The sequence below is a fragment of the Lujinxingia vulgaris genome, from assembly GCF_007997015.1.
Lineage (GTDB): Bacteria > Myxococcota_A > Bradymonadia > Bradymonadales > Bradymonadaceae > Lujinxingia > Lujinxingia vulgaris.
Map to the genome: position 1 here is coordinate 316,712 of NZ_VOSM01000004.1, position 22,273 is coordinate 338,984.

15 protein-coding genes are annotated in these 22,273 nt (G+C 65.5%); 9 read left to right on the forward strand and 6 right to left on the reverse strand.

Features of this window, described 5'->3' with window-relative positions; all coding sequences use genetic code 11:
- Window positions 1-211: 211 nt before the first annotated feature.
- The 3 genes from FRC98_RS10560 to rpoN all read right to left on the reverse strand — a co-directional run bounded on the left by FRC98_RS10560 (window position 212) and on the right by rpoN (window position 4,583).
- Window positions 212-2,104, reverse strand: a complete 1,893-nt coding sequence (locus FRC98_RS10560) for a S9 family peptidase (RefSeq protein ID WP_146981377.1) — start codon at window positions 2,102-2,104, stop codon at window positions 212-214.
- Between the two features lie 200 nt (window positions 2,105-2,304).
- A complete protein-coding gene (gene hpf, locus FRC98_RS10565) occupies window positions 2,305-2,943 on the reverse strand; it encodes a ribosome hibernation-promoting factor, HPF/YfiA family (RefSeq protein ID WP_146981378.1) in 639 nt (212 codons plus the stop codon).
- 194 nt (window positions 2,944-3,137) lie between these two features.
- On the reverse strand, window positions 3,138-4,583 hold the full coding sequence (rpoN, locus tag FRC98_RS10570) for an RNA polymerase factor sigma-54 (RefSeq protein WP_146981379.1): 1,446 nt from the start codon (window positions 4,581-4,583) through the stop codon (window positions 3,138-3,140).
- Window positions 4,584-4,961: 378 nt separating this feature from the next.
- Between rpoN and FRC98_RS10575 the strand changes: the two genes are divergently transcribed.
- A complete protein-coding gene (locus FRC98_RS10575) occupies window positions 4,962-7,163 on the forward strand; it encodes a DUF7282 domain-containing protein (RefSeq protein ID WP_146981380.1) in 2,202 nt (733 codons plus the stop codon).
- Window positions 7,164-7,319: 156 nt separating this feature from the next.
- Entirely contained in the window at window positions 7,320-7,823 is a 504-nt protein-coding gene (locus FRC98_RS10580) for a hypothetical protein (RefSeq protein WP_146981381.1), read from the forward strand.
- Window positions 7,824-7,906: 83 nt separating this feature from the next.
- Here FRC98_RS10580 and FRC98_RS10585 read toward each other — a convergent pair whose 3' ends face one another.
- On the reverse strand, window positions 7,907-8,893 hold the full coding sequence (locus FRC98_RS10585; RefSeq protein ID WP_230467501.1) for a YihY/virulence factor BrkB family protein: 987 nt from the start codon (window positions 8,891-8,893) through the stop codon (window positions 7,907-7,909).
- A 518-nt stretch (window positions 8,894-9,411) separates the two neighbouring features.
- On the opposite strand from FRC98_RS10585, the gene FRC98_RS10590 reads away from it, so the two are divergent.
- From FRC98_RS10590 to FRC98_RS10615, 6 genes are all read left to right on the forward strand, one after another.
- Window positions 9,412-9,924 (forward strand): hypothetical protein, encoded by a 513-nt coding sequence (locus FRC98_RS10590; protein ID WP_146981383.1) that lies wholly within the window; start codon window positions 9,412-9,414, stop codon window positions 9,922-9,924.
- Between the two features lie 187 nt (window positions 9,925-10,111).
- Window positions 10,112-11,113 carry a polyprenyl synthetase family protein gene (locus FRC98_RS10595; protein ID WP_146981384.1) on the forward strand — a complete coding sequence of 334 codons (1,002 nt, stop codon included), beginning with the start codon at window positions 10,112-10,114 and terminating at the stop codon, window positions 11,111-11,113.
- Entirely contained in the window at window positions 11,110-11,649 is a 540-nt protein-coding gene (locus FRC98_RS10600; RefSeq protein ID WP_146981385.1) for a GbsR/MarR family transcriptional regulator, read from the forward strand. Before FRC98_RS10595 ends, FRC98_RS10600 begins: the two co-directional genes overlap by 4 nt.
- A gap of 281 nt (window positions 11,650-11,930) precedes the next feature.
- Window positions 11,931-12,947, forward strand: coding sequence for an AAA family ATPase (locus FRC98_RS10605; protein ID WP_146981386.1), 1,017 nt, complete (start codon window positions 11,931-11,933; stop codon window positions 12,945-12,947).
- Between the two features lie 43 nt (window positions 12,948-12,990).
- Complete coding sequence (locus FRC98_RS10610; RefSeq protein ID WP_146981387.1) at window positions 12,991-13,884, forward strand: DUF58 domain-containing protein; 894 nt, start codon at window positions 12,991-12,993, stop codon at window positions 13,882-13,884.
- Window positions 13,857-16,025: a BatA domain-containing protein gene (locus tag FRC98_RS10615; RefSeq protein ID WP_146981388.1), complete on the forward strand. Its 2,169-nt coding sequence runs from the start codon at window positions 13,857-13,859 to the stop codon at window positions 16,023-16,025. The genes FRC98_RS10610 and FRC98_RS10615 overlap by 28 nt, the downstream gene beginning before the upstream one ends.
- A 15-nt stretch (window positions 16,026-16,040) precedes the next feature.
- On the opposite strand, the gene FRC98_RS10620 is transcribed toward FRC98_RS10615, so the two are convergent.
- Window positions 16,041-17,534 (reverse strand): hypothetical protein, encoded by a 1,494-nt coding sequence (locus FRC98_RS10620; protein ID WP_146981389.1) that lies wholly within the window; start codon window positions 17,532-17,534, stop codon window positions 16,041-16,043.
- 303 nt (window positions 17,535-17,837) lie between these two features.
- Here FRC98_RS10620 and FRC98_RS10625 point away from each other — a divergent pair, with 303 nt between their 5' ends.
- Window positions 17,838-19,529, forward strand: coding sequence for a DUF4397 domain-containing protein (locus FRC98_RS10625; protein WP_146981390.1), 1,692 nt, complete (start codon window positions 17,838-17,840; stop codon window positions 19,527-19,529).
- Window positions 19,530-19,656: 127 nt separating this feature from the next.
- On the opposite strand, the gene FRC98_RS10630 is transcribed toward FRC98_RS10625, so the two are convergent.
- Entirely contained in the window at window positions 19,657-22,176 is a 2,520-nt protein-coding gene (locus FRC98_RS10630; RefSeq protein ID WP_146981391.1) for a biosynthetic peptidoglycan transglycosylase, read from the reverse strand.
- Window positions 22,177-22,273 lie beyond the last annotated feature (97 nt).

Here is a 22,273-nt window from a genome sequence, read left to right on the forward strand (position 1 = left end):
CCAACGCCCTCACAAATCGACCAACGTGGCAAACCCCGGCGCCCCACAACCACCCAACCACCCAACCACAACCCGCACACCCCCCAACCCCCTCACAAACCTCCCCACAACGCGAACCCGAGCGCCCCACAACCACACAACCACCCAACCACCTAACCACAAATCGCGCCCCACCATCCCCACACGCGCCCCCCCCCAACCCCACGCCCCCTCAATACACCACCTTCTCCACCAAAAACTCCAACACCTTCCGATGGAAGTGATCGATGGTCTGCGCCCGTCGCCACCCGTGCCCCTCCTCCTCATACACATGGTAGAGGTGCGGCACACCGCGTCGTCGCAACGACCCGGCGATCGCCTCGGCCTGATCCAACGGAACCACCGAATCTTTAGCCCCGTGGAAGATCGCCAGCGCATCGCTGATGCGCTCGGCCCGATTGATCGGGGAGCGCTCCCGATAAAGATCGGCGGCCTCAGGCAAGGGCCCGATCAGGCTGTCGTTATAATGCGCCTCGAACTTGTGCGTGCCCCGCTGCAGCGCAAATAGATCCGAGATCCCGTAGAGGCAAACACCGGCCTTAAAGGTGCCCGGATGATCCACCAGGGCCTTGAGCACGGTATACCCCCCGGCGCTCCCGCCCATGATCACGGCGCGCTGACCATCGGCCAGCCCCTCCTCATCAAGGAAGCGCACCGCCGCCACCGCATCCTCCACATCGGCCTCGCCCCACTTGCCAAAGAGCGCTTCCATGTACGCGCGCCCGTAGCCGGTGGAGCCGCGGTAGTTCACATCGAGCACGGCAAAGCCGCGCGTGGCAAAGAACTGATTTCGCGCCTCCCACCCCATCACCCGCTGGGCGGTCGGCCCCCCGTGAATCATCACCAGCACCGGCGGCTTGCCGCTGGCGCGATAGGCCGGGTTGGTCGGCGGATAGAAGATCCCGTGCACCTCCACATCGTCGCCATCGTCACCTTGCACCGCCCAGCTCACCGCCCTGGCCGCCGCAAGCTCATCTTCTTCAAGACGCTCGCTCGACGCGAAGCGACGCACCTGCACGGAGCCCGCGGCCACCGTGATCACCCGCGGCGGACGTTTCGACGACGACGCGATCAGCGCCACCGCCCCCCCGGTGGTAACCCGCGGCTGGGCCAACGAAGTATAGCCCTCCAACCCCGGCAAGCGCCTGGCACTCCCATCGACGCCCAGCCGCTCCAGATGATGCTCGCCGCGCACACTCCCCAGCGCGATGACCGCCTCGCTATCCTGGGTCCAATCGTAGAAACGCAGCCCCTGAATCCAGGGCGGCCCGCCAAACTCCACCCCCTCGCGCTCGATCACCCGCGACTCCCCGCTCTGCACATCCTGCAGCACCACCTGCCAGAAGCCGCTCTCATCGCTCAAATACGAAAGCCACCGACCATCGGGCGAATACTGCGGCTGCTGCACCGCCACGCCCTCCTTCTCCACCACCGAGGAGCGCGGCCCCACCCGCACCACCCCGCCGGTCATATCGATGCCTGCCGTCTCAAGGCGCGTCTGCGTCCAGGGCATCTGCGGATGATCCCAGCTCACCCACACCAGCCTGTCGCCCGAAGGCGACCACGCCGGCTGCATGTAGAAGTCGGCCCCCTGAGCCACCTTCACCGGCCACTGCGACCCGTCGGTGGGCACCACCGCGATCACATCCTCATCATTGACCCGGTGCACATAGGCCACCCACTGCCCATCGGGCGAAATCGCCGGGCTGGCCACCTTCCCCCACTCTGGCGAGAGGGGGCGAGGACGGCCTTTGTCGAGATCGGCGGCGTAGAGGCGACCATCGGAGGCCGCAAACACCACGAGATCCTCGCGAACATCAAACTCCCCGCCCCCATAACCCACCCCACCGCTGACGCTGAGCTCATCGTTGAGCGCGCGCGCAGCCTGGTCGGGGCGCTGCACCATCAACACCCCGCGCCCATCGATCCGCTCCGCCCACACCAGCGTGCGCCCTTTGCCGCCCCACGACACATCTAAAAAGCGCAGCTCCCCGGCCAACATCTCCGGCCCCAGCTTGCTCGACCACAACCCAAAGGGCACCTGCTTCTGCGTCGACTCACTCATCTGCGCTCCTCACATCCTCACATCGTCCATCAACCGGCCCCGACTCAACATCAGCGCCGTCGCGGCTCACCCCGCTTCTCTGGCCGCAAAGCTAAAACACCTGCCACAAAAAAAGAACCCCTCCCGACCGCTGCGGCCAGGAGGGGCTCCTTATCGTTCTCACCTCACGGCGCGCATAAGCGCCGCGGGCGTCGGGGCGATCAGGTCTCGATCACGCCCACATTCTTATCGTCGCGCTTGTACACCACGTTGATCGCCTGGGTCTCGGCGTTGGTGAACACGAAGAACTGACGGTCTTCGAGAAGATCAAGCTGCAGCACCGCCTCATCAATGCTCATGGGCTTGGCCTCATAGAGCTTGTTGCGCAGCACCGAGACGCGACCCGACGGGGTGTTGACCGTCTCCACCACCGGGGTCTCCTCGGCGGCCGAGGGCTCCGGATAGAGCTCGTAATCTTCGGCGAACTCGCTGTCGATCTCCGCCGCCGACTCCGCGGCGATCGGCGAGACAACCGCCATCTTGAACATCTTGGCCTGACCGTTGGTCGGCTTGTGGTCACGAAGGCGATCCTTGTGACGACGCAGCTGCTTCTCGATCTTGTCGAGCGCCAGGTCGATCGAGCTGTACATATCCTCGCTGCGCTCCGCCCCCTTCACCGTCAGGTTCTTGATCTGCAGCGTGAAGTCGGCGATGTGCCAGAACTTCTCGACGGTCATCACGACCGAGGCGTCGATCTTGCCCTGAACATACTTGTCGCAGATGCGCTCCAGCTTGGCCGTGGCGTAGTTGCGAAGCGATGCCGACGAATCCATGTTCCGGAAGGATACGTTTGCGTTCATGAAGGACTCCTTCTTCGGGTAGATGATACTGCATTCTAGAATGAGCCGATGACGTCTTGGACCACACGTCCGACAACCTCACCTGCGCTCGAAGGTCCAGCATAGTCCGAAACGCCAGCACCTACCAACCGTATTCGTTACAACTCGCACAGCAGACAAGCCCCCCCGCCGGCAGCCTCGGCCTTTTTTGTGGTTCAGAAGAGCTGCTTGCGTTTGCTGCTCGACAAAATCCCCATCATCTCCCGGTACTTGGCCACGGTGCGCCGGGCGATGTCGATCTCTTCTTCTTTCAAAAGTTCCACGATCCGCGCATCGCTCAGCGGCTTCTTCGGGTCCTCATGCGCGACGATATCGCGGATCTTGGCCTTGACCGCCTCGCTGGCCAGATCATCGCCCCCCAGGTTGGTGATCGAGGAGTTGAAGAAGTATTTGAGCTCAAACACACCCCGCGGCGTATGCACGTACTTCGAGCTCGTCACACGGCTCACCGTCGACTCGTGCATCCCGATATCCTCGGCCACATCGCGCAGCACCAGCGGCTTGAGGTGCTCGACCCCCTTCTCAAAAAAGTCCCGCTGAAACTTGATGATGCTCTCGGTGACCTTCACGATCGTGTTCTGGCGCTGCTCAATGCTGCGGATCAACCAGAGCGCCCCGCGCAGCTTATCCTGGATATAATCCTTAACCTCGTCGCGCTCCCCCTCCTCCTTTTTGCGCGCGAGCTCCTTCTTATAGAAGTTCGAGATGCGCAGCCTGGGCAGCCCATCCTCGTTGAGCACCGGCACCCACTCCCCGTCCAACTTCCGGATATAAATGTCCGGGGTGATGTAGCGCGGCTCATCATCGGAGTACGCGCGCCCCGGCCGCGGCTCAAAAAACGAGAGCGCCTTGGCCGCCTCGATCACCTCGTCGAGCTCCACCCCCTGAGCGCGGGCGATCTTCCCGTAACTCTTACGCTCCAGATCCGGGATATGCTCCTCGATCATCGCGTGCAGCAACCCGAACTCCGGATGATCTCGCCGCGCCTGGATCAACAGGCACTCGCGCAAATCACGCGCGGCCACCCCCACCGGATCGAAGGTCTGAATCAACGCCAGGATCCCCTCGACCCGATCCACCGAGGTGCCCGCATCTTCGGCGATCTCCTCCACGCTCACCGACGCCAGAAACCCCGACTCATCGAGGTTGCCGATCAGGAGCGCGCCCACGTACTCATCCTCCGGCGCAAGCTCCGCCAGGCGCAGCTGCTCCATCAGGTGATCGACCAGCGACTCACTCGTCGAGAGCGTCTGCTCAAGCCCGGGCAAATCCTCCCCGCGCATCCCCTTATAATGGTTGGTCGGACCGTCGGACCCGCCAAACTTCTCGGCGTAGGCCTCCCAATCCACCTCCCCCATATCCCGCTCATCGGCCCGAACCTCCGCCAACTCCTCGCGCCGATCCGACTCCCGCTCGGCGGGCCCCTCCGACTCGTAAGGCTCCGGGATCTCTTCGAGCACCGGGTTTTCCACCATCTCCTGGCGAACCTCGGCAATCAGCTCCATGCGTGAGAGCTGCAAAAGCTTAATCGCCTGCTGCAACTGCGGGGTCATCCGCAGCTGCTGCGACATCTTCACTGATTGGCGCAGCTCCATCGCCATATGCGTCTCTCCCGTCTTCAGTCAGTCATCTCGAAGCGCCCGTTCCCACACCCCATTCTCCGGGTCAGGCTTCATCTCGCGGGGATTCCCGGCGCTCTCTACAGACCTTCAGCGTATAAAATTGGCGTCCTCTTCGCAAGCTTCCGCACTTTTGGTACAGCTCTTGCTTAATAGTACCCACATCGAGTCGGGCGCGTAGCTCAGCCTCGACGTGAAGGCCGCCACATGCCCTCATTTTCCCTTGTACTGAGCGCATTTAACGACGTTTCGCTATCCCTGAGTCTCACGCGCCTCTCGGGCGCTGCTCCGGCACCATGACATCGATGTCAGAGCCTGGAGCAGGCCCACTTCATCGACCCTGTTTGTCTGGAGTTCCCCATGAAGACCTCAATGAAATGGCTGGCCCCCCTTCTCCTGGCGATCCCGCTGAGCGCCTGCGGCGGCGACGAGCCCCCGCCCTTCGACGCGCGTGAGAACCTGCTCACCATCGAAGACCAGACCCCCGAAAACCCCTCGGAGATCATCGTCTCCGAAGTGCTCGCTGAGAGCGCCGGCTACGTGGTGATTCACGACGCCGATGAAGAAGGTGAGCTCGGCGAACCTCTCGGCGCCCTGCCGGTGGAGGCCGGCAGCGCCACCGACCTGACCATCGAGCTTGCCCGCCCGCTTCTCGACCAGGAACTCCTCTACGGCAGCCTCTACCTGAGCGAAGACAACGCCGAGACCTTCGAGCCCGACGACGCGCTCCTCGCCATCGACCGCGGTGAGCCGGTCCGCGTGCAGTTTACGGTGAGCATTGAGGTTGAAGAGATCGCCCCGGCGCTCGTCGTCGAAGATCAGATCGCCGATCCCATCAACGAGGTCGTCATCGCCGAAGTGGCCAGCGACGTCGACGCCTGGATCATCATCCGCGCCGACGACGAGGGCACCCCCGCCGACGTCATCGCCAGCGCCCCGATTGAGGCCGGCACCTACGAAGACGTCCGCGTCGCACTCTCACGAGACGCCTTCGAGGGAGAGACCCTCCACGCCTCGCTGCACATCGACGCGGTCGCCGACGACGACTTCGACCCGGAGGCGGACATTGTTGTCATGGTGGATGAAGAGCCCCTCCAGGCCAGCTTCGTCGTCACCCTTCCCGAGCTTCAGCCGGTGGCCAGCATCAGCGTCGACAACCAGTCGGTGAGCTTTGAGGCCGCCGACAGCATCGTGATCGCCGCGGCCAAACTCCAGGGTTTTGCCGGCTGGATCGCCATCTACGCCGATGAGGGCGGAGAGCCCGGCGAGCTGCTCGCCAGCGAACTTTTCTCCGCCGGTGAGCTTGAGAACATCACCATCGCGCTCGATGAAGCGCTGGCCGCCAACGCCACCCTTCACGCCCGTATCCACCAGGAGAGCCCGGCCGACGGCAACTTCACCTTCGACGGCGAAAATGACGAAGATCCCATCGTCGTCGTCGACGAAGAGCCCGTCATGGCCACCTTTGATGTGACCCTCATCGATCCCTCCGCCCCGCAGCTCACCGCCGAAGATCAGCTCCTGGAGAGCCTGCCCCTCAACGAAGTCACCATCGCCGAACTCGTCTACGACCAGGCGGGCTGGCTTGCGATTTACGACGCCGAAGACACCATCCTCGGCGCCGTCGCCGTGGCCGCCGACCCGGCCGTCAAAGCCAACATCGTCGCCACCCTGGATCGCGACGTCGTCGACAATGAACTCCTGCGTGTGGTGCTGCACGCCGACGCCAACGCCGGCGACGCCTTCGACGCCCAGGCCGACCTCCCCGTGCTCGACGCCACCGAGACCGGCGTCGAGGCCAGCTTCACCGTCGAACTTCTGGAAAACAGCCTGGAAGCCCGCGACCAGGCCCTCAATGAAGTCTCCACCGAAGTGCGCATCGACGCGCTGCACGCCGCAGAAGACGTCATCCTGGAGATCTTTGCCGAGGCCGACGACAGCGTCCTGCTCGCCGAAGCCGCTCTCGGCTACGGCATCCACCAGGACATCGCTCTGACCCTGGGTCGCCCCCTGGTCGATGGCGAGGTCATCGTCGCGCAGCTCTTCGTGCTCGAAGAAGGCGCCCGCGTGCCGGCCGAAGACGACGCCGGAAACCCGGTGCGCGTCACCTTCGAAGTCACCGTCCCCGACGGCACCCCGGCGGTCTTTCTCACCTTCAGCGCCAACAGCACCAACTACCGTGTCTCGGCGGTGCGCCCGGCCGGCTACGTCGACATCGTCAGCGGCGGCTCCGACGCCGACAACCCGACCATCACCCTCTTCAACGGCTGGCGCTACGGCATCAACAACACCGTCTACAGCACTCACCCCCTGGAATTTGGCATCTACGACAACCCGCCCCTGGGTTTCCCCACCTTTAACGCGCTGCTCTCTCAGGACGGGAGCGGCTCCTACGATGACGACAGCCAGGTCAACCGCGTCGCCGACGGCCAGCGTCTCTGGTTTACCCTCAGCCAGGATCTGGTGGACGCCGGTCTCTCCACATACCGTTCTGGCGAGACGCCCGTCTTAATGCGCGGCGACATCACCATCGAAGACGCCCCCGCGCTCACCGAGCGTTGATCGCCTTGTGGCAGCTTCGCGCCCATCTTCTGTGAGACGGGCGCGTCTCCCCGGCCCGCCGCCGACCTCATCATGGTCGGCGGCGGGCTTTTTGTTGTGCGCGACCGCTTCCTTCTCTACCTTTCCCTGGTCCTCACACCTTTGCGGGAGTCCCCCATGCCTGTTCGCGCTCTCTTTATCCTCTGCTCCACCGCGCTCGTCCTGATGCTCTCCGGCTGTCAGGAAAGCGAGCGGCTCCGCGACGTCAACGACTCCACCGGCCCCGGCGGGCTCGTCGGAAATAACTCCGGGGGCGACCGCGACACCGGCTCCGATGCCGGCGACGCAGGCGATGTGAGCGATGCGGGCGACACAGACGCCGACGCGCCGCAATTCTGTCAGCTGACCCCGCGCCCCGGCGCCAACCCCACCGTCGCCCCCTGCTGCTTCACCGACCAGGATTGCCAGAGCTCCAGCGCTCCAGGCGCCGAATACATGCGCTGCTACGCCAGCCTCTGCACCACCAACGGCGAAGGCGTCTGTCGCATCCCCCCGGCCCTCGACGCTGACTGCTGGGACGACTCCGACTGCGACGCCGACCAGGAGTGCATCGACGCCTACGTGGGCACCTGCAACCAGCCCCTCAACGACGAATACACCGGCATCTGCCGCGAGCGCTGAAACGCACGAAGTTCGCATACATAGCCGCTCATCGGGCATATAAGCGCCGCGTCTTCAGACCTCTCCCCCGGCAGATTTACGCCTTAAAGCGGGTCCTGCTCGTCGCGAAGTTTACGATGGGTACGCACCCGCTTTCGCCCCGGCTCGCGTTTGGCCTTCTCTTTCGGAGACTTCGCCCGGGGCGGCTCCAACTTCTGCGCCGTGCTCGGCTTTTCATACCAGGCCACACCGGCCCGGTCGGCCCGATCCAGCTCCGCGATTACCTGCGCCCCCAGCAACAAGATCACCGACGCCACCTCCATCGAGAGCAGCACGATCACCACCGTGGCCAGCGAGCCGTAGATCATGTTCACAAGCGAGATGCTCGTGAAATACCACACCATAATATGGCGCACGATCTCCCAGAGTACCGACGCCGTCAGCCCCCCCACCAATGCTCGCCGAAACGAGATCTCCGGCAGGGGAAGCACCCGGTAAATCGCCGCAAAAAGCAGCGTCAGCCCCACCACTCCCGACAGATAAAGCGCCACGCTGGTGGCCGTATCCATGCTCAGCTGCCACCCCAGCCAGGGCACCTCATAGGCCGCCCGGGGGATCGCGTCGAGCGCGGCGGTAAACGCCGTCAACGCCGTGATCGCCACCCCCATCACGCAGATAAACAGATAGGGCATCAGCACCGAGACCCACACCGAGCGCTTCACCGGCTCCTCGGGCTGATCGAAGATCACGTTGAGCGCATTCTCCAGCACCCGAAACGCGATCGAGCTGAAAAAGAGCAACACCAGCAAGCCCACCACCCCGATGAGCTCCTTCTGCTGCAGAAAGCCCTGGAGCGCGCGCACCAGAGACTCGCTCTGCCCCGGAGCGATCAGGCTCAGCTCCACCTGGATCGTCGAGAGCAGCAACGCCTCATCGACAAAGGTCGAGAAGAAGACCGCGATCAACGCAAAGAGCGGAATCACCGAGAGCAGGGTGTTGTAGGAGACCGCCCCGGCCAGAATCAGCCCGTTCTTCTCCCCGAAAAATCGCAGCAGTACGCGCAGCGCAAAGCGCAGCGTATGTCCGGGCACCCCCGGGAGCCCTCGAATCCAGCTGGTGATCTTCGCGTTCAGAACGTGTCCTTCGCCTGATCTCGTCGTGCTCAGCCAGCCTCACATCGAGCGGGCCTGTCTGCTGCCGGCCGCCGCGTCATGCTGACCCCTGGCATGTTTGCCTTCCCCGCGCCGACGACGCAAGGCGCATTCACCCGGGTCCGGCCCCTCCCCCGCCGCCCCACAGGAGAACTTCGCCCGAAGCCCTCGCGCACCTCGCAGACCAGGCTGCACGTCCAGGCCTGCCCGCTGGCGAAGAGAAACAACCCCGCATCGGCCATGGAATACCACTTCCACATCAACCACTTACATCACCACCCCATCCAAACACCTGCCCCTCACCGCCGCATCTCCCCATGCGCCCGGGGCACAATGTCCCACCAGGAGTTGCCGCGCGCTCGCGCCCTGTGCTACCTTCTTCGTATGACGTAACGCATTCGCTTCTGGCGCCTTTGCCTGATGCCCGCTGCCTCCCTGGCTGCGCGGCCACGAGGTTTATGATGTACGGCTATACGCTCAAGACGCTCGAACGCCACGTGCTCAGCCCGGCGCGCCGCCTTTTCGTCTACGATCAGATGAAAGCCGTCGCCGCCGAGCATCAGCTCACCTCGCTCTGCCACCGCATTGACGAGGCCCACCGCCTCGACACCCTCAATGTCGAGCGCGCCACGCGCTGGCGCCAGTGGAGTCGCATGGAGCGCACCCACCCGGGCATCGTCTTCGCAGCCACCACCGCCGACGAGCTACGCGAGAGCGCCGCCCGCGGCCAGCAAGAGCTGCTCAGCCTGATCTACTTCATCGTGCACAGCGCCGCCTTCGATCATGGCGAGCTGCGCGATCGTCTGCTCGAGCCCCTCCATCAGCATATCCGCCGCCTGGAGCATTACGCCGATCGGGCCACCGATCAGGCCGCCTGCGTCGAGTCCCCCACCTCGCGCTCCGCCGACGAGCTCCCGACCCGCACCCGCGATCACGCCTTCGTCGACAGCCCCCCCTCCTCCATCCACTGAGTCACCCGGCAGGCACCGCAGCCCCCCCGACCCTCAAGCCGCCTCCGGACCGCTATCGCTCCGCAGGCGGCTTTGTCTATTCTGCGCCCGACCCCCCCCCTGCCTTTTCGGTTGCACAAAGTTCAAAGGTTCTTAAACTTCGCACGATTGTTTACGCGGACTTAAACCGCAACGCGAAGTGAACACCATGTCTCAGACCGCCGCAAAGCCCCTCGCCAGCGACTTCCTCTCGCGCTTTGAGCGCCAGCTCCATCTGGCCTTCGAAGATCCTCGCCATGCAGGCAAACAACCCGAGGTGCTGCTGGAGGCCTGCCGCCACGTCTCCTTTGCCGGCGGCAAACGCATGCGCCCGCTGCTCGTCGATCATTTCGGCGCCGCGCTTGATCTTCCCGAAGATGCCCGCATCCGCCTGGCGATCACCGCCGAACTCATCCACACCGCCAGCCTCCTGCACGACGATGTCGTCGACGAGGGCACCACCCGCCGCGGCAAACCCACCGCCAACGCCCGCTGGAACAACTCCGTGGCCGTGCTCGGCGGCGACCTCATGCTCTGCATCGCGCTGGAGCAGCTCGAAGACTACCCCCGCGAGGTCACCTTTGAGGCGGTGACGCTCGTGGCCGAGATGACCCGCGCGGCCATGCGCGAGGTCGACGCTCGCCAGGACTCCACCTGGACTCTCCCGGAGTGGGAGGCCATCGCCCACGGCAAGACCGGCGCGCTTCTGGCCTTCTGCGGCACCGCCTCGGCCCGCGTCGCCGGCCGCACCGAGCTCATCGAGCGCCTCGGCCAGTGCGGACACCACCTGGGTCTGGCCTTCCAGATCACCGACGATCTCATCGACGTGGTCGGCCACCCCATCGACATCGGCAAAGATCGCCTGGCCGATCTGCGCAACAAAAATCCCTCCTTCCCCATCGCCCTTGCCCGCTCCTCCAACGAAGATTTCCGCCGCGCCCTTGACGAACTCTGGCAACGCGATGACTTATCAGAGGACGACGTGCAACGATTCGGCGCCTGGATCGTTGAGCTGGGCTGCGCAGACAAGACCCTGGCCACCGTCGAGGATCACCTCGACCGCGCCATGGACGCCTTAGGTCCCTTTGCCCACGGCCCCGGCGGCGAACATATCGCCGAGTGGGCCGCCCAGCTCCGCGCCCAGGCGCGCTGGAGTCTGGAGAGCCAATGAAGGGCTACAACTACCGCACCACCGATAACGACCCCACCACCACCCTGCCCCTGTGGGAAGCGCTGGTGACCGACGCCGTCGGCGACGTCATCGAGTTCTGGGGCTTTAAGCGCAACCACGGCCGAGTCTGGGCGCTCCTCTACCTGCGCCGCCAGCCCATGAGCTCCTCCGAGATTCAGGAGGCCCTCGACCTCTCCAAAGGCGCCGTCTCCATGATCACCCGCGATCTGGAGGTCTGGAACGTGGTCAGCCGCGTGCGCCACGCCACAAGCTCCGCCTGGCATTTTGTGGCCGAGGTGGAGTTTATGCAGATGATCGGCCAGGTGCTCGAACAACGCGAAGGCCAGCTCATCTCGCGGGTCGCCACCGATCTCAAAGACGCCGGTCGCCTGGCCTCCGAACACGAAGACATGGACCCGGAGACCCTCGAACGCATCGAGCGCATGCGCAGGCTCGCCGGCATGATGCAGCAGGCACTCGAGATCTTCACCCGCACCGCCCAGCTCGACGTGAGCAAAACACGCGATCTTCTCTAAGCATCGCCAAACGCCGCTCACGCACGCCCTCCCCGCTCGCCAGTCGCCAGGTGGGACTTACCCTCCCCTCACGCCACTTCGCCGCGCGTGAGGTGCATCGCCGGTGCTCCCCGGCCAACCCGCGGCTCAAGGCTGGCGCGCCGCCCGGGCGATGCGCTATGACGTCTCGGGAAGGAATGCACGCTGCACGCGCGTTGTAAGCCACTCTAGGCGCTCTGCGCCCCCGGGGCCGGCTGCCCCACGCCCTGTGACCCAACGTTTGCCCTCTGTGACGAGCACTCATGGCCACCGATCTGAACACCGACGCCCTCCACAACCCCCTCGATGACGAGCTCGCCGCCGTCGAAGAGTTAGCCCGGGCCCGCGACGCCATCGTCGCCCAGGTGCGAAAGCGCATCTTCGGTCAGGACGAGCTCATTGAGCACCTGCTCATCGCCATCTTCGCCCGCGGCCACTGCCTGCTTATGGGCGTCCCCGGACTGGCCAAGACCTACCTCATCGCCACCCTCTCCCAGGTGCTCGATCTGAACTTCAACCGCATCCAGTTCACCCCCGACCTGATGCCCGCCGACATCACCGGCACCGACATCCTGGAAGAAGATCCCACCACCGGAAAACGCCACTTCAAGTTCATTGAGGGCCCGGTCTTTACCAACCTCTTGCTCGCGGACGAGATCAACCGTACCCCGCCCAAGACCCAGGCCGCGCTCCTGCAGTCGATGGCCGAGTACCGCGTCTCGGCCGGCGGAACGACCTACGAGCTCGCTCTTCCCTTCCTGGTCTTCGCCACCCAGAACCCCATCGAGCAAGAGGGCACCTACCCCTTGCCCGAGGCCCAGCTCGACCGCTTTATGTTCCATCTTCAGGTCGACTACCCGGACCTGGAAGACGAGCTGGCCATCGTCAAAAACACCACCACCAGCCACCGCCCCGAGATCGAAAAGATCCTGGATGCGGCCACCATCCTTCGCCTGCAGGAGCTGGTGCTCAAAGTGCCCGTCTCCGATGAGGTCGTCGCCCACGCGGTCAACCTCATCCGCAAGACGCGCCCGGCCGACCCGAGCGCACCCGACGTCGTCAAACGCTTTGTGAGCTTCGGCGCCGGCCCCCGCGCCGGACAGGCCATCATCCTGGCCGGCAAAGCCCGCGCCCTCCTCGATGGACGGCTGACCGTCTCCACCGAAGACATCGACTACCTGGCCCCCTCGATCCTGCGCCACCGCCTGCTGACCAACTTCCAGGCCGAGGCCCAGGGACTCGACCCGCAGGCCATCATCGAGCGCCTCATCGCCGGCTAAGCCCCGGACGACGCCTCACTCTCTCTGCCCCGGCAACTTCTCTATGGCCGAAGCGCTGCGCCAGACCTACCTCGACCCGGCTGTCCTCGATCAACTCGGCGACATGCACGTGCGCGCCCGACAGCTCGCCCAGGGCGTCATCGCCGGGTTGCACCGCTCGCCACAGCGCGGCGGCTCGGTGGAGTTTTCCGAATACACCGAATACTCCGCCGGCCAGGAACTGCGCCGCGTCGACTGGAAAGTTTTTGGAAAGAGCGACAAGTACTACGTCAAGCAATACGAAGACGAGACCAACCTCCAGACCTTCCTGCTCCTCGACGGCTCGGGCTCCATGGCCTTTAAGAGCGAACTTGGGCCGCTCACCAAGCTCGATCACGCCCGCTACGTCGCCGCCACTCTGGCTTACCTGCTGATCCGCCAGGGCGACGCCGTCGGCGCGCTGGGATTTGCAGAGACCCCCGGCGCCTTTTTGCCCGCCGCCGCCCGCACCAAACACCTCGACGACATCTTCTACCTGCTCGACAACCTGCCCGCGCAAGGCCCCACCGCCCTCGACGACAGCCTGCGCCAGATCGCCGAGCGCGCCCGCCGCAGAAGCCTCATCCTGATCTTCAGCGACATGCTCGACGCCACCGAACACACCGAAGATCTCTTGCGCGTGCTCAAGAGCCGCAAATTCGACGTGGTGATCTTCCAGGGCCTCGACCCCGCCGAGCTCACGCTGCCCTTTGAGGGCTTAAGCCTCTTTGAGGGCATGGAGGATGACGGCGAACTTCTGGCCGATCCCGACGACCTGCGCGACCGCTACATCGAGGCGATGCGCGCCCATAACGCCCGCATCGCGTCGGTGTGTGCCGGCGCCAACATCTCGTACTTAAGCTACGACACCACACGCCCTGTTGAGCTTGTGTGTCAGGACTTTCTGAGGAGGCGCTGATGAACTTCGTACAGCCCCTCTTTCTGGCCGGCCTGCTGGCCGCGGCGCTGCCGATCCTGATCCACCTCTTCAACCGCCGCAAAGCCGTCACGCGCCCCTTCCCGGCGCTGCGTCTTCTGCAAGAATCCAACGAGCGCACCGCCCGCAGCGTCAAAGTCCGCCAGCGCGTGCTGCTCGCCCTGCGCGTGCTCGCGATCGCCGCGCTGGCGATTGCCCTGGCCAAGCCCTTTGTGCTCAGCCAGTCCGGGCTCACCGCCGAGGAGCGCATGCCCACCGCCGTGGCCCTCGTCGTCGAAGACGGCCTGGCCATGGACCACGGCGACTGGATGGACGAGGCCACCGCACAAGCCAACGACCTCGTCGACGATCTTCGCCCCTGGGATCAGGTGGCACTGCTGCGCTCCAGCGGCCCCACCGAGGCCGAGCGCCTCACCGAAGATCACAGCGAGGTCGCCCGCCAGCTTCGCGAACTTCAGGCGTCGACCTCCCCCGGCGACCTCGGCGACGCGATCACACGCGCCTCCACCCTGCTGGCCGCATCGCAGCTCCCCAACCGGCGGCTGATCGTCGTCGGCGCGCTGACCGAAGGCAGCTTCGAGACCTCCCCCGAAGATCTGGAGATCGCCCACCCCTTAGAAGTCATCTCGGTGCGCGAGGCCCCCGAGCGCCCCACCCCCAACCTGGCCATCACCGACGTCAGCTACCAGCAGCAGGGCAGCTCCCGCGAGAGCGCCTGGACCATCACCGCCACCATCGCCAACCTCGGCGACGACGACGTCGACGCCGTCCAGGCCCAGCTCAAAGTCGGCGAATCGGTGGTGGGCGGCCAGCAGGTCTCGGTGGCCGCCGGGCAGGAGAGCCGCGTGGAGTTTGTACACCGCCTGGCCGACCCCACCCTCACCGCCGCCCAGATTCAGCTCGTCGATGCCGACCCGCTCGAAGGCGACAACATCTGGCACTTCTTTATTCGCCCCCGCGAGCATGTGCGCGCGCTGCTCATCAACGGCAGCCCCAGCAACATCCCCTACGACGACGAGCTCTTCTTTTTGACCCGCGCGCTGCGCCCCGGAGTGGCCTCCGAGACCGCCATCGCACCGACCACCGGCGCCCCCGATCGCCTGGAGCGCAACGACCTCAACACCTTCGATGTGGTCGTGCTCGCCAACGTCAGTCGCCTTTCCGCCGACCAGGCCACGCGCCTCAAAGCCTTCGTGGAGCAGGGCGGCGGCCTGCTCATCGCCATGGGCGATCAGGTCGACCCTGAGGCCTACAACAACCAGCTCGCCGAACTTCTCCCGCGCCCGCTTCGCGGGCTTAAAAGGCTGGCGGAGCGCGACGACCCGGATGCCCCGGTCAAGATCACGCGCCTTGGCCCCACCCGTCGCCAGCACCCGATCTTTCGCGTCTTCAGCCTCCCCGGCGGCTCCACCATGCAGTCGGTGCAGGTCTTCAGTTACATGCTCCTCGACCCGGCCCCGGGCGACCGCCAGACCACCCTGGCGCTCTCCTACCAGGACGACGCCCCCGCCCTGCTCGAGCGCCAGGTCGGCCAGGGGCGCGTGCTCCTCTGGACCACCACCCTGGACCGCGACTGGACCGACTTCCCGGTTCGCACCGCTTACCTCCCGATGATGCGCCGCGCGCTCACCCACCTTGCGCGCCGCGCCGGCTCCGCCGGCGACACGCAACGCGTCGTCGGCACCGACGTCGAGATCGAGGTCGGCGATCTGGTCAACGAACGCGCGATCATCTCCGGGCCCGACGCCAGCCGCCAGGTCGTCGAGCCGGTCGATGGCATCATTGCCCTGAGCGTCGAGACGCCCGGCCCGCACCTCTTTTTCGCCGACGAGGAGTCCGAAGCCGGGCTGATCACCGGCCTGAGCTTCGCCGCCAACCTCGATCGCCGCGCCTCGCGCCTCACCCCCCTGGCCCCCGGCGTAATCGAAGGCTGGCAGACCGACGAAGAGGGCCGCCCCATCGCCGAGAGCGCCCCGGGTCAGCAGCGCCGCGTTAACCTCTGGAGCGGCCTGCTCTTCTTTGTGACGATGGCGCTCTTGCTGGAATCGGTGCTCGGCGCGCGCCGCAGCGTGCTGGTGCAGGTGGGCCGACGCATCCTGCGCGGCCGCCCCACCGACGCGTAACGCCTCCACTCCGACTCAAATCGGCGAAGGCGCCCCTCCGAGCGCCTCGGCGGTCTCAATCGCCTCCAACAAGGCCCCTGCACGCTCCACAAGCTCCACCAGGGCCTCCGACTGCTCGGCGAGCGGCAGACCCGGGCTAAGCGCCTCAAAGGCCTCCTCGACCTCTACAAGCATCCAGGCCAGGCCCGGATAATAGCGCTCCTGGGTCCGCCGAAGCTCCGTCACGCCCCGACTCCAGGCCGCCCAGATAAGCGTGGCCTCCTCCACCGGCGTGATATCGTTGGGGCGCTCCTCGCCGCCGGTAAGTGCATCGTCATCGTCACTGTCCGCGTCGTCATCGCCGTCGCTACCATCCTCGTCGTCATCATCACCGGCGTCCTCGCTGTCATCCTCCCCGGCACCGGAGCGATCGTCATCGTCGTCATCATCATCGTCATCGGCATCCTCGCGCCGGGTCACCACCTGGGCCGGCGCCCCCTGATCGGCCAGGGCCAGGCGGAGCGCCTCAAGTGCCAGAACCAGCGCGGAGGTCGAGGCCCAGGCATACCCCGCCGCATCGACGGCGACCTGCTCCGGCGTTGCCCCCCCGAGCTGCGCCAGGGCGCCGGCCGGCGTCATCCCCGCCACACCTCCCTGCCAGTCTCCGGCCATGTCCTCCTCGGTCGCGCCCTCGCCGGTCACGTCCATACCATCGGCAGCCGCCTCCGCGCCGGGCATCGGCGCGCCCGCCGCATCGTTCATCACCTCACCTTCCACCGGATCCACACCCGCCTCATCCCCGTAAAGAAGCTCGTCGACTTCGGCCTCCAGCTCCTCCTCAAGCTCAGCGGCCAGCGCATCCTCTTCCAGAAGCGCCTCTTCCTCAGTCAACGCCTCTTCCTCGGCCAACGCCTCATCCTCCAGCGCAATACCGCGCTCGCCGGCGAGCTCTTCGAGCGTCTCCAGATCGTCGATCTCCTCCTCGTCGATCAGCTCTTGAAGCGCCTCCCTGCGCGCCTCATCCCCGCGCGTTTCGCCCTCCGACTCCGCTGACCCCGGGTCGTCAGAAGTCCCCGTAGAATCCGCCTCATCGCCATCTTCACCCTCCGCAACGTCTTCACCGTTATCGTTGAGGCGAGCGGGTTCCTGGTTGTCGACCTGGGCTTCGATGTCGGCGTTTTCGACGGCCCGGGTGAGCTGCGCGATGCGCTCCGGATCGGGCCCGGTCGAAAGCACCGCGCTGGGCTCTCCACTATCGGTGGGTTCTTGCTCGCCGGCGGCCGGCTCCATGGTCGACTCCCCGCGCTCGCGCGGAGACTCGCGCGCCGAGTCGGGATCTGTGGCGGCGGGCGCCTCTTCGGCCGCCGGCGGCGCCTCTTCACCCGGCATGGGCTGTGGCCCGGAGCCGTGGGGAAGCTCCTCGCGATCGCCCCAGGTCATCGTCACCCACACCAGCAAAAACGCCAGCACTGCGGCCGCGCCCCAGCGTATCCAGCGCTGGGTCTGAGGCGTTCGTCCTCGACGTACCATCGCGTACCTCCCGGCTCACCAGCGTTGCTCCAGAGGATCGGTTTCCTCTTAAAAGGTACGCACCGACACCTCGCATCGAGCGCTTGCCGGGGGATTGAGGGTGTCTACCATCCCCTCTCTCAAACACCGGAACGCCTCGCGCAAAGCGCCCTTCCCGGCCCTTCGCTCCTCGCGTTTCCGTTCTGTTTTTCGCCATCGATGGGGGCGCGCACGAAGTCTGTGGTGGTCGCGCCGGAGCTTTTTTAAAGCTCCGCCGACAAGCCTCATCTTCTGTCCTGTCACACCTCACGTTCAGGAGCCTCCATGCCGCGTCGCCTCGCCAGCCTCTCGCACACGTCTCACAGCCTGCCGCTGCACCGTCTGCTCACCCCGATCTTCTGCGCCCTCCTCATCTTCGGCGGCGCCTGCACCTGCGATGACGATGATCCCGATGACAACTCCAACCTCGACGCCGGTGATGTGGGCGACGCGGGCGACGTCGGCGACACAGATGACGCCGACGACGTCGACCCCCCGGACGGCGACGATGACGACGCCGACGCTAGCGATGACGCCGATGATGATGCCGACGATGCCGGTGATGTGGGCGACGACGAGGTCCCAATCCCCGCGGGTCAGGCGCGCATCCAGGTGATTCACGCCGCCGCCGACCCCGACGCCGCCTCAGTCGACGTCTACCTCAACGACACACTGCTCCTCGACGATTTTGAGTTTCGCACCACCACCCCCTTCGTCGATGTCGACGCCGGTGACGATCTGCAGGTCGCCATCGCTCCGGCCGACTCCACAAGCGTCGATGACGCGCTGACAACCTTCAGCGACGTCTCCCTCACACCCGACGAACGCACGATCATCGTGGTGGCCGGGGTGCTCGACTCTGAAGCGTTCAGCCCCAACCCCGATGGGGGCGACACGACCTTAAGCCTCTACACCTTCGCCGACGCCCGGGAGCGCTCCAACGACACGAACTTCGACCAGCTCGCCATCTTCCACGCCTCCAGCGATCAGCCCGCGGTGGCCCTGGCGCTCCCAGACGGAACCGAGATCCTCTCGCAGCTCGCCTATGGCGAGTTTGCCGAAAACTACCTCTCCGTCGCGCCGGGCGTGCTGGCCTTCGATCTTCTGCGAGCCTCCGACGGCCAGCGCCTGGGCTCCTTTCAAACCCCGCAGATGACCGGCGGGGAGGCCTTCGTAGTCGTGGCCACGGGCTTTGGCGACAGCGCCCAGAACCCCGACGCCGCCTTCGAACTCACCCTTTTTCCCTCGCGCTACGGTGGCGATCGCAGCGAAGGCGTGGCGCTCGATGAGGCCGCCCGCCTGCAGCTGATCCACAACGCCCCGGACCCCGACGCTGCCTCCGTCGATCTCTACCTCGACAACGAGCTCACCTACCCGGCGGTGGCCTTCCGCGAGGCAACCTCCTTCCGCACCATCGTCGCCGGCGAAGACCTCGAACTTCTGGCCACCGCCGAGGGCGACGCCAACACCGAAGTTCTCACCAGCACGATCAACCTGGGCAACGGACAGAGCGCGGTCGCAGTGATCGGCGGCGTCATCGACCCGGGCGCCTTCACCGCCAACCCCGACGGCGAAGACATCGCGCTGCGCGTCTTCCTCCACTCCGAGGCTCTGGAAGAGGCCCGCAGCCCCGACACCGTCGATCTTCTCTTCTTTCACGGCGTCCCAGACGCCCCCACCGTCGCAGTTGTCACCGACGCCGGCGAATCAGCGCAGATCCTGAGTGAGACCCTGACCTACGGAGACTTCGACGGCTACCTGAGCGTCGCCCCCGAGGACATCGTCGCGCAGATCACACCCGCCGGCGACACCACCACCGCGCTGGCCGGCTTTGAGCTGCCGCTCTCGCTGCTCGAAGGCGAAGCCCTCACCGTGCTCGCCAGCGGCCTGCTCACCACCGTCGATGAAGCCCGCAGCCTGGCCATCCTCGTGGTCAGCGCCGACGGCAACCTCACGGTGGTCACGCCTGTGGAGTAGGTTCGCAACCGTTGACCGCGTGCGCATCGGAACATGCCCGCGTGGTTTTTGCGGGCTCAAGAAACAAGCGCCCCGGGACGCGGAGCGTCCCGGGGCTGTCGTTGTACCCACCTGCCCTTCTGGCCTCTCAATGGGTCAGCGGCATCCACCCGGTCTCGGTGGGGATCTGGCTGACCTCCCAGTCTTCGAAGGACATCTCATTATCCTCAGCCTCACCGGCCTGCGACGCCATCACCTCCGCACAACTTCGGTCGTCCTCGCCAGCGGTCTCATCATCGGCGCATACCGCCAGCTGCACCCCGCCCAGGTTGCTGCGGTTCACCTCGTCGAGCGCGGCGTGATACTCCGGCCAGGTCAGCTGCTCCAGAAAACGCATATTCACAAGCACCCGCCGCATCTTATCCTGACGACTCGAGGGCAGATAACCGGCCTTGATCAACGCCCCGAAACGCGACGGCGCCGGAAGGATCGCCCCGAGCATCGCGCTCTGCGAGACGTTCAGCTCATCGGGGTTGCGCTCAAAATAGAAACGCGACGCCTCATACAGCCCGTGAACCCCGGGGCCCCAGTCCACCACGTTGATGTAGAGCTCCAGGATCTGCTCTTTGCTCAGCTCACTCTCCATGCGCCAGGTCAAAAAGGCCTCCTGGAGCTTACGCGAGATCGTGCGATCCCGGGTCAAAAAGAGGTTCTTTGCCAGCTGCTGCGTGATCGTGCTGCCGCCGCGCTCCAGCGCCCCTTCGCGCAGGTTATGCACCATCGCCATGCGCAACCCCACCCAGTCCAGCCCGGCGTGCTGCAGGAACGTGGCGTCTTCGGCCGAGAGCAGCGCCGAAGGCACATGCGCCGGCAAACGCCCGATACTCACCCACTGCTCCGGATCGATGTCGCGCGCCGGATGCGCATCCGAATCAAAAAATCCGCCGCTGGCTTGCTCCTCCGGCACCTCAACGCCGGCGGCCCGCATCGCGTCCCAGCGCAGCGAATCTTCAACCTCCACATCGCCCGAAAAACTCACATCGAGCACCAGGCTATCCGGAAATGCGCTGTGTCCCGAGGTGCCAAGCTCCACCCCGAAGCGCCCCTGCATCTGCGTATTGGCCAACACCCCGCTCATCGCCTCGGGAAGCTCCGAGAGCACCTGGCTGGCATCCAGATCTTCGCCGGAGAGCGACCACCCGAACGAGAAACCTTTGCCGGCATCAATCACATGCCCCGACCAGCGCACCTCATCGAGCGCGCCCAACTTCAAGCGCCCCTCACCCACACTCAGCGCACGTGCCCCGGCGTCAAAGGTCGCGCCCAGGCCAAGCTCCACCGCCTTAAACTTCAGCGTCTCTTCGGCCAAAAACGGCGCGCTGACATCGAACTCTTCCAGCACAAGCTCCCCGTTGAGGTCGGCGATGCGCTGCGCCAGGTCCACCTCACCATGGAGCGTCCCCTCCAACAACGCCCGCTCCACCCGCGACGAGCCGGGCACCGGCCAGGGCGTGGTGCCATCCCAGGCGAAGTCGTGGAACCAGGCGTTGATGCCCACCATCGCGCTGGGAAGATGCCACTGGGCCTCTACATTGAGGTGGCCGCCTTCATCGTCGAGCACCTCGGCCACAAGGCCGATACCTGGCACGTCAGCCCGGTAGCTCAGCTCCACGTCACGCAGCCCGTAGATCTTCTGCGCGCCCCGAACCCGCGCGCCCTCCGAACGCCAGATCAGGGTCGGACCGCGACGCTCTAACGTCGAAGCATCGGCCTCCAGCGCAACATCGGCCCCCTCAAAAAGTCGCGCACGCATCTCCTTGAGCGTCACGCGCTCGGGCATCTTCCCGGCCTTTACCTGCGCCAGCGCCTCCCCCAGATCCAACGCCACCGCCCCCACCTCCAACTCCCCGGCGGGAGCCTTCAGGAGCGATGCGACGTCGATCGCCTCGGTGCGCACCACCAGCTGCTCGCCATCGACCGCCGCCTCAAAAGGCTGCGCATCAATCTCACCCCGGGCATCCAGAAACGCAAAAGCGCGCGCCCCAACGTCGAGGCGCGCCGCACCCGCACCGAGCTCCACCGGCCACAACCCGCCCTCCAGCTCTACCGGTCCCCCCTCCCAGCTCACCTGCAGCATCGGCGCCAGAAAGCGCTCCGCTCCCCGCGCGTCGCCCGCCGCCGAAGCCTTCGGCTCGGCGTTGCGATCCTGTGACGTCTGTCTGGCAAGCGACGCATCAGCCTCATCTTCACCATCACGCACGCCGGTCGGCGCCCTACCACCCCACACCTCAAACGCCCCCACCCGTACCTCGCCCAACTTCGGCGAACGGGCGCGCAGCGTTTCGGACCAGTCCAGATACAGATCGACCTTATCGACCTGCGCCTCCACCCGACGCTCCCCCTGAGTCCTGGCGACCTGAACTTCATAGGCCCGCACGCCCGTCCAACCGGCCGGCCCCATCGCGCTGATACTCAGTTCCACCCCCTGCTGCTCCGCCAACTTCGCCACCCGAGGCGCAACAACGCGCTTGAGCACCGTCGGGCTGCGCAGCACCTCCGCGCCAAGCATAAGCCCCCCGAAGAGAAGCGCGCACACGAGCAGCCCCACCCCGATCGGACCGCCCCTACGACTTGCCACCCCCTGCCCGTCTTTCAAGCTCTTCGCCACGCTATGTTCGCTCTCTAACTCCCCGTTCATGCCCCGGTTATAGAGCATAGACAGGCGTGGCGTCCAAAAAATTGCCGCCGGGCGCATCTTCTAAGGC